Origin of the sequence: Streptomyces viridiviolaceus (assembly GCF_014650995.1) — a bacterium.
Classification (GTDB): Bacteria; Actinomycetota; Actinomycetes; order Streptomycetales; family Streptomycetaceae; genus Streptomyces; species Streptomyces viridiviolaceus.
Genome location: NZ_BMWA01000130.1, coordinates 1 through 535 on the forward strand (window position 1 = coordinate 1; position 535 = coordinate 535).

Sequence of the window (535 nt, forward strand, 5' to 3'; positions counted from 1 at the left end):
AAAGCAAAATGAGTAATAACTTTTTTAGCACTTTATCCCTTTACCATTGATAAGAAAAGCTCACCCCATAGCGGCTACTGCCCTTAAAATCGCTAGAGATTTCAGGATAGAGCATCCATTGCTTGGGTTTGTAGCGTGAAGTGAATAAATAAGCAAACCCCCATGCGATAAGGCTGCCGATCGTAACTTGCAAGATCGTGTGTTGTTCTGCCACCACTCTACTGGCATCAGTGAGAATTGCAAGAGCGATCACAGGAAGAGCCGGTTTCCACCCGTAGCGGTAATACACAAACCCAGCCGCGCTAAACACCCCCCCAGCATGCCCACTTGGCATGCCTCTCCAAGAATTACAGCACGGGCGTTTAGCAAATTCCACTCTAGCCCCATCTTTATGGGCGGTGCTAAAAGCTCCTTTAAGGCCATAAATCACTCCTTGAGTAACCAATGTGCCGACCGCTAATTCCCCTAACCCTCTATAATCGCGCATTGCCAAACTGACTGTGCCTACAAAAATAGGCAAAAACCTAAGCACATC

Annotated in this window: 1 protein-coding gene; it reads right to left on the reverse strand. The window is 46.9% G+C overall.

What is annotated here, in order from left to right; all coding sequences use genetic code 11:
• Positions 1–40: 40 nt before the first annotated feature.
• Positions 41–535: lipid A 4'-phosphatase (gene lpxF / locus IE260_RS43510; RefSeq protein WP_229881867.1), on the reverse strand; the 495-nt coding region annotated here is incomplete at its 5' end.